The organism is Clostridium sp. DL1XJH146 (genome assembly GCF_054819755.1).
The window spans coordinates 1-8,130 of sequence record NZ_JBTVVN010000076.1; the positions used below are offsets into that span (position 1 = coordinate 1).

The 8,130-nt window shown below is 32.1% G+C and carries 5 protein-coding genes; all 5 read right to left on the bottom strand.

Annotation, left to right across the window (positions count from 1 at the left end; all coding sequences use genetic code 11):
- Nucleotides 1-143: 143 nt before the first annotated feature.
- The gene (locus ACVHXK_RS18275) at nucleotides 144-1,709 is read right to left on the bottom strand and encodes a BCCT family transporter (RefSeq protein ID WP_461207844.1); all 1,566 of its coding nucleotides are present in this window, start codon (nucleotides 1,707-1,709) and stop codon (nucleotides 144-146) included.
- A gap of 502 nt (nucleotides 1,710-2,211) precedes the next feature.
- Nucleotides 2,212-3,807, bottom strand: coding sequence for a BCCT family transporter (locus ACVHXK_RS18280; protein ID WP_461207845.1), 1,596 nt, complete (start codon nucleotides 3,805-3,807; stop codon nucleotides 2,212-2,214).
- 336 nt (nucleotides 3,808-4,143) lie between these two features.
- On the bottom strand, nucleotides 4,144-5,193 hold the full coding sequence (locus tag ACVHXK_RS18285) for an electron transfer flavoprotein subunit alpha/FixB family protein (protein WP_461207846.1): 1,050 nt from the start codon (nucleotides 5,191-5,193) through the stop codon (nucleotides 4,144-4,146).
- Between the two features lie 4 nt (nucleotides 5,194-5,197).
- Entirely contained in the window at nucleotides 5,198-5,986 is a 789-nt protein-coding gene (locus tag ACVHXK_RS18290) for an electron transfer flavoprotein subunit beta/FixA family protein (protein ID WP_461207847.1), read from the bottom strand.
- 218 nt (nucleotides 5,987-6,204) lie between these two features.
- On the bottom strand, nucleotides 6,205-7,674 hold the full coding sequence (locus ACVHXK_RS18295; protein ID WP_461207848.1) for an FAD-binding oxidoreductase: 1,470 nt from the start codon (nucleotides 7,672-7,674) through the stop codon (nucleotides 6,205-6,207).
- Nucleotides 7,675-8,130 lie beyond the last annotated feature (456 nt).

Sequence of the window (8,130 nt, forward strand, 5' to 3'; positions counted from 1 at the left end):
TGTTTTAATGTTTTAATGTTTTAATGTTTTAATGTTTTAATGTTTTAATGTTTTAATGTTTTAATGTTTTAATGTTTCAATTAATTAAAGATTTTGCGCAGCAAAATCATCCTAAATTGTGCATTGTGCATTGTGCATTATATTTATTTCTTTTCTTTTTTCTTTTCAGAAGAGTACACATCATATTTACTAGGATTCTTAATAATAAGTACCATAGATATCAGACTAAGAATTCCTAAGAACAAGGCTGGGAATCCTCCTAGATACGAAAGCATTTTAATTCCATCTATACCTAAGGTTGATATAAATATTAGTGATACTAATCCAACAATAACTCCCCATGTTATTTTTATATATAGAGGAGCTTCTTGTGCACCGTCATTTATTCCTGTTGTACATATACTTGCCATAGCATTAGTAGTTGAATCTGTAGCTGTTACAAAGGATATAATTACCGCAAGAAGATATATGAATATAAGTATTCCTGACAATGGTAATTCTCCTAATACAGCATATCCTGCCGCTGCTGAACCTTGTTCATTCATAATAGATAAAATATCAACTCTTCCTGTCATTTGGAAATTAATAGCTGTTCCACCAACTACAGTCATCCAAACCGCACTAAATAAACTTGGAATTACAAAATTCATAGTAACAACTTCTTTTATTGTATAACCATAAGATATTCTAGCTAGGAAAACTGCTGTTACAGGTGCCCACGCCATCCAGTTAGACCAATAGAAGGTTGTCCACCCAGATGCCCAACTATCGCCAGCTGATGCACCAGTAAATAGAGCTTTACTAAAGAATCCTGTTAAAAATCCACCAAAAGCTTCTGTTCCTAAACTAAACATATAAACTGTAGGTCCGAATACTACAATTGCAATAATTATAACGTAATATAAGTATACATTTACATCTGATAAAATTTTAATTCCCTTCATAAGACCTGTTCCAGATGAAATTATAAATGCTATTGTTCCGACAATTGTGATTACAATCCATAATCCTTTACTGTTATCAATACCAAAGAGAGCATTAATTCCTCCACCCATATTCATAACTGCAGTACCAAAAGAAGCTGATATAGCTGCTGCTACTGCAAAAAGGATAACTGCATCTACTATAATATTAATTTTTCTTGGATCTCTATCCCCAATAACTGGTGAAATTTCTGAACCAACACTAAAAGATCTCTTCATATTATAGTAAGCAAATGCAAATACAATTGTAGGTACAACGTAAAATGCATATGGTATAAATGTCCAATGCAAAAATAATGTTTCCATTGCAAATTTAGCCGCATCCGCAGACATGGGAGCAATCCCCAAAGATTCTGGTGGATATGCCAAATGCCAAATAGGTTCCGCAGTACCCCAAAATAAAATTCCTGCAGCAATAGTAGTACATAAAGTTACAGCAAACCATGAAGATTTTTTAAGAAGTGGTTTTGCATCCGGTCCTCCTAATTTTACTTTACCTAAAGGCGAAAAATAAGCTGCAATTACAAGTAATACTGAAAATACCCCTGCTAAACTAAACATCCAACCACATTGTACTGTCATAAAATCCTTTGCAGCCGTTGTTACAGCAAGAAAAGCTTCATAGTTAGCAAAATTTAAAATAATTGCTACTACAAGTAATATAAAAGCTGGGAAAAATACCACCGGTCGTATTACACTTTTTTTCTCTTTTACGTTTTTATTCATAAAATTCCTCCTCTTTTTTTTACGCTTCTATTGCAATCCATAGAGTATTTTCTTTAAAACTCTATAGAGTCTTTCCCTTATATAACTTTATTTATAAAATAGGGGGTATTCTATAAATAACAAAATAATAATTCGCAATTCTTGAAATAAATATATACTAAAATGGCAATAGCAAGGAGAAATACGTGAATTTTCCCCTCGCTTGCCTAATTTTTATTAAATTTTACTGCACCAAACACTATTCAAAAATATTCTAGCCAATCAAAACCCACAACAATCGCTCATTTTCTACTGTTAGTTCTATTTTGAACTTTCATTACAACTGTTCTCTTGAACTTGCTCTTGAACTTGCTCTCGAACTTGCTCTTGAACTTGCTCTTGAACTTTCTCTTGAACTTTCTCTTGAACTTTCTTTTGAACTTAATTGTGCATTGTGCATTGTGCATTGTGCATTGGTTTTTTACGCATTGTGCATTTTCTCTTTTAAGTGTGCATTTCAAAACTATCCCTCTATCACTTCTTCTGTGCTTTCTACTACTACTTCTTCTTTGACTTCTTCTTTTTTCACCTTATCACTAATATCGAAGTCATGTGGCTTAGACATTATAAGGAATAAAGATACCAGACAAAGTACACCTAATACAAGAGCTGGGAATCCACCTAGATATGATAACATCTTAATTCCATCAACTCCAAAGCTTCCAAGGAATATTACTGCCATAGCTCCTATGATAGTACCCCATAATACTTTAAGAATTAAAGGTGCTTCTTCATCAGCTTCAGTTATTCCAGTTGTACATATACTTGCCATAGCATTTGTTGTTGAATCTGTTGCTGTTGCAAAAGAAACAATTACTGCAATTAAGTAAATAACCATTAATATACCTGAGAATGGTAATTCTTTAAGCACAGCATATCCTGCTGCTCCAGAACCTTGCTCATTCATAATTGAAAGTATATCTACTCTTCCTGTCATTTGGAAGTTTATAGCTGTTCCACCTAATATAGCCATCCAAAGTGCGCCGAAACCAGCTGGTATTAAAAAGTTCATTTTAATAACTTCTTTAATTTTGTATCCGTAAGAAATTCTTGCTAAGAATACTGCTGTAACAGGAGCCCAAGCCATCCAGTTTGTCCAGTAGAAAGTAGTCCAACCAGTTGCCCAGCTATCTGAAGCTGCTGCACCAGTGAATAAAGCTTTACTAAAGAATCCTGTTAAGAATCCACCAAATCCTTCTGTTCCTAAACTAAACATATAAACAGTAGGTCCTAAAATTACTAAAGCAGCAATAAGAATATAGTATAAATATACATTAAATTTAGCTAGGTAATTTATACCTTTAAATAATCCTGATCCTGAAGCAAGTGTGAAAAGAGCTGTTGCAGCAATAGTTACGATAATATATAATGATTTACCACTAGCTATTCCTGTTAAAGCGTTAATTCCTCCACCCATGTTCATAACAGCTGTTGCGAAAGATGAAGCAATACCTGTTGCTATTGCAAATAAAATAATTGCATCTACTATACTTTCAAATTTTCTTTGATCTCTTTTACCTAGTACAGGAGAAATCTGTGAAGTTACAGAGAAAGGTTTCTTCATATTGTAATAAGCAAAGGCAAATACAATAGTCGGTACTGTGTAGAATGCATATGGAACAAATGTCCAGTGTAAAAATAATGTTTCCATTGCAAATTTAGCTGCATCAGCAGACATTGGTTCAATTCCTATTGGAGGATAAGCAAGATGCCATATAGGTTCTGCAGTTCCCCAAAACATAATTCCTGATGCAATTGTTGTTGTTAAAGTGATAGCAAACCATGATCCTTTATTAAGTAACGGTTTAGCATCCTTACCACCTACTCTTACATCCCCTAATGGTGAAAAATAAGCAAAAATAACTCCGATTAAACAAGCAACTCCAGCTAAACTAAACATCCAGCCGCATTGAACTGTCATGAAATCCTTTGCACCTGTAGTAATTGTCAAGAAAAGCTCTGGGTTTGCAAAATTCAAAATAATTGTAATAACTAATAGAATAAATGCTGGATAAAACACCACAGGTCTAAGCTTGCTTTTGTTAATTTTTTTCATCATTTAAAATTCCCCCTATTTATTTGTTATAAAACCATTTATTTAAAAGCCGTTTATGGCTTAAAAACCCTCTTTTTTTGAAACAAATTTGCAATTTGCAATGTGCAATGTGCAATTAAAACATTAAAACATTAAAACATTAAAACATTAAAACCTTAAAAGATTAGAGATTAAAAAATTAAAAGATTAAAATATTAATACCTTTAACACCACAGTTAATAGCTGTTCTCTTTATTTCTTTATCTTTTGTTCTTTATCTTTTGTTCTTTATCTTTTGTTCTTTATCTTTTGTTCTTTATTCTTTTTATTAATTAAAGATTTTGCGCAGCAAAATCATCCTTAATTGTGCATTGTGCATTGTGCATTGTGCATTTCTTTTAGTTTTAGTTTTAGTTTTAGTTTTTCTATTAAAGTAGGTACTATCTCATACAAATCTCCACAAATCGGATTGTGTGCTATTTGGAAAATCGGTGCTTCTTTATCAATATTAATAGCTATAATGTTTTTACTTCCTCTCATTCCAGCCATAAATTGTACAGAACCGGATACTCCCAAGGTAATTATCATATCTGGTTTTACTGTGTTTCCTGATAGACCTATTTGTTTTTCATAAGGCATCCAGCCTTTTTCTACTAAGGTTCTAGAGGAGGCTAATTTCCCATTGAGTAAAGAAGCTAATTCTTCTGCCATAGATATGTCTTCTTTGCTTTTAAATCCTTGTCCTACTACTACTAAAACTTTTTCTTCTGTAATATTTTCTTTTCTATCTATATCTTGTATATCTATAATTTCTATTTTTGATTTCATTTCTTCTTCTTCTAAAAAACAATAGACTAAATTGTCTCTTGCTTCGTCTAATTCTTTTGCTTCATCCATAACCTTATATCTTACTGTTGCAAATTGAGGTCTGTGATTTTCTGTTACTATCTTGGCCATTACATTTCCACCAAAAGCAGGTCTTATTTGTATCAAATCTGCTTTTTCATCCATTAATAAATCTGTACAATCTGCTGTAAGTCCTGTTTTAAATCTTGTGGCAAGTGAAGGGGCAATAGATTTCCCCCTATCTGTGCCACCAATGAGCACTATGGATGGTTTTAATTTATCTATACAAGCTTCAAAAGCATTTGAATAAATATCTTCTCTATAATATTCAAATTCTTTATGATCATATATGAATACCTTTTCAATATCATATAGTCTTAATTTTTCTGCTTGAGTTTTTATGTTATAACCTATAAAAACACAGTAAACTTTATAATCTAATGGCTTTGCCAATTCCAAAGCTTTTCCTATCAATTCATATGTAATTGGGTGTATTCCATTTTCGTTATACTCAACATAAACTAAAATACCTTCCCATTTATTTTCAATTTTAAGGTTATTCAAATACTCACCTCATCTTCTGTTTTTCAAATATTTTCATGATTTCAGAAGAAATATAACTACTATCTCCTGTTAATATCTCTTGCCTACTAGTTTTTTCTGGCAAAAATATTTTCCTCACCCTAGTTGGAGCACCACGCAACCCATATTTTTCAGGATTGTTATCTCTCATATCATCTATCGTTATTTTATTTATTTCTTTTTTCTTAGCTTTCAATTTCAATTTAAGAGATGGTAATCTAGGTTTAAAAGCTTCACCTTGAACAATAAGCACACAGGGCATAGAAACTTTTATTTTTATTTCTTTATTATCTAATTGTTGAGTTACAAATATATTTTTATCTTGAATTTTATCTATAGCGGAAACTAAATGTATATGTGGTAACTTCAAATGTTCTGCTATTGCAGGTCCTACTTGACCTGTATCTCCATCTGTTGTTTGTCTCCCACAAATAATTAGATCAAAATCATCAATTAATCTTATTCCTTCTGCCAAAGTAAAGGAGGTTGAAAAAACATCTGCTCCAGCAAACTTAGTGTCTGATAAATGATATCCTTCATCTACACCCATAGAATAACTGTATACGATTACTTCTCTTGAGGCTCTCGGACCCATTGTAAAAGCCGAAATCTTACCACCATATTTTTCTTTGATTTCCAAAGCAGCTTCTATTGCAGAAAGGTCATGGGGATTTATTCTTGTTTCTTTTCCTTCTCTTTTTAAAACACCAGTCTCTTTGTCCATCTCTATCTCGCAACTAGCTGGTACTTGTTTAATACAAACGGCTATTTTCAAAAACCTAAACCCCCTTTTTTTATAATTTGCAATTTGCAATGTGCAATGTGCAATTGAAACCCTTAAACACTTAAACCCTTAATTTGCAATTTGCAATTGAAATCTTAAACCTTTAAAACCTTTAAAACTTAAAATCCTTAATTATTCAATTAATTAAAGATTTTGCGCAGCAAAATCATCCTCAATTGTGCATTGTGCATTGTGCATTGTGCATTAATTTATATTCTATTCCCCTTATTCCACATTGCACTAGGATCTAGTTGGTTTTTTAGTTTTTTTGCTTCGTTTATATAATCTTCTTTTGCTACTAACTTTAGAAGTTCTTTCTTTATCTTTCCTACTCCATGCTCTGAGAATATTTTGGCATTTTCATGTTTTGCTTCTATTGCCCATTTTTTAATTAAGTCTTTACCTTTTTTATATTCTTCATAATTTTTAGGAATTATGTTTGCATGAATATGACTACCACCTATATGACCAAATATTGCTATTTGTAAGTTTTCTTTTTCAGCGTCTTCTCTATACTTTTTAATTATTTCACTTACTGGTTTATTTTCTATTGTCATATCTGTTCCAAGCTTTGTAATTCTTTCATCTAATCTTTTATATTTTTCAACTGTAACATTTATAGATTCAGGTCCTGCGTGACGGAATGCTCTTACTTTATCCATTTCTATTTCTCCAGATACTGCCCAGGCTCTATCTGGATCGCTACCACATTCCATAGCTTTTTCCATTAAAATTTCTGCGATTTCTTCTATGTCTCCTTCATTTTCTCCATTTATCTCTATATAAACCATGCCAATTATATCTTCTTCAATATCTGGTAACTCTTTTAATTTTGTCGCTACTTTTTTAAGCTCTTCAATAAATTTAAATGTAGCTTTGTCTATATATTCAATAGCCGCAATAGCCGCTGTTTCTACTATTAATTCTTCTTCTCTTATTTCCTCTGCAAATTGAAATACTCCATCTTCTTCTTCAAATAAAAATGAAATACCCCAAAGTTCCTTTGGCCTTTTTATAAGGTTAAGTGTTGCTTCTACTACAACTCCATACATACCTTCACTACCAATAAAAACATCTATTAAATCACAGTCTTCTTGAAGACCTAATGTATTCAAATCTATTTCAATCTCTTCTCCATTTGGCAAAAAGCATTTGTTATTTTCGAAAATATGCTCTCCTCTTTTTATAGCAACTAATTCTCCCTTATTATTTACAATGGTAATTTCCTCTATATATTTATTGGTGTCACCGTAAAAAAACTCTCCAATACCTCGAGCTCCTGTAGCAATAACTCCCCCTATAGTTGCTGAAGTTTCAGTTGGCTGAGGTGTCCAAAACAATTTTTCTCTATAAAGCTTTTTATCTAGTTCTTCTAATGTAACTCCTGGTTGAACTTTGATAAAATATCTATTTTCAATCTTTTCACATTCATCTATATTATTCATATTTGTAAGATTCATAATGTGCCCACCCATAGGCACTGCACCACCACAAATACCAGTTTTACCACCTTGTACAGTTATAGGAACATCCAAAGAAGCCAGCTCCTTTACAATTTCTACAACTTCTTCTTTAGTTTTAGGAAAGGAAATACTATCTCCCTGCCCCTTCATCTTAGACTCATCCTGCAAATACTCTTCATACCTATCTTCAAATGGTTTTATAAGTTCACTCAACATAGTATCACCCTCTTCTCCAACAACATCACTATATCCTCAGTAAATTTCACTCTATTTCTCATTTCATTTATTATTGTATCTCTATTTGCTTTTACGCTTGCTTTTGCATTTATATTTTAATCTATCTCTGCAATTATCTTTGCATTTGTCTTTGCATTTGTCTTTGCATTTGTCTTTGCACTTGTCTTTGCATTTGTCTTTGCATTTGTCTTTGCATTTGTCTTTGCATTTGTCTTTGCATTTGTCTTTGCATTTGTCTTTGCTCTTATCTTTGCATTTGTCTTTGCATTTATCTCTTAATTAATTAAAGATTTTGCACAGCAAAATCATCCTAAATTGTGCATTGTGCATTGTGCATTGTGCATTTGCTTCGCATTTATCTTTGCTCTTATCTTTGCATTTGTCTTTGCATTTATCTCTTAATTAATTAAAGATTTTGCACAGCAAAATCATCCT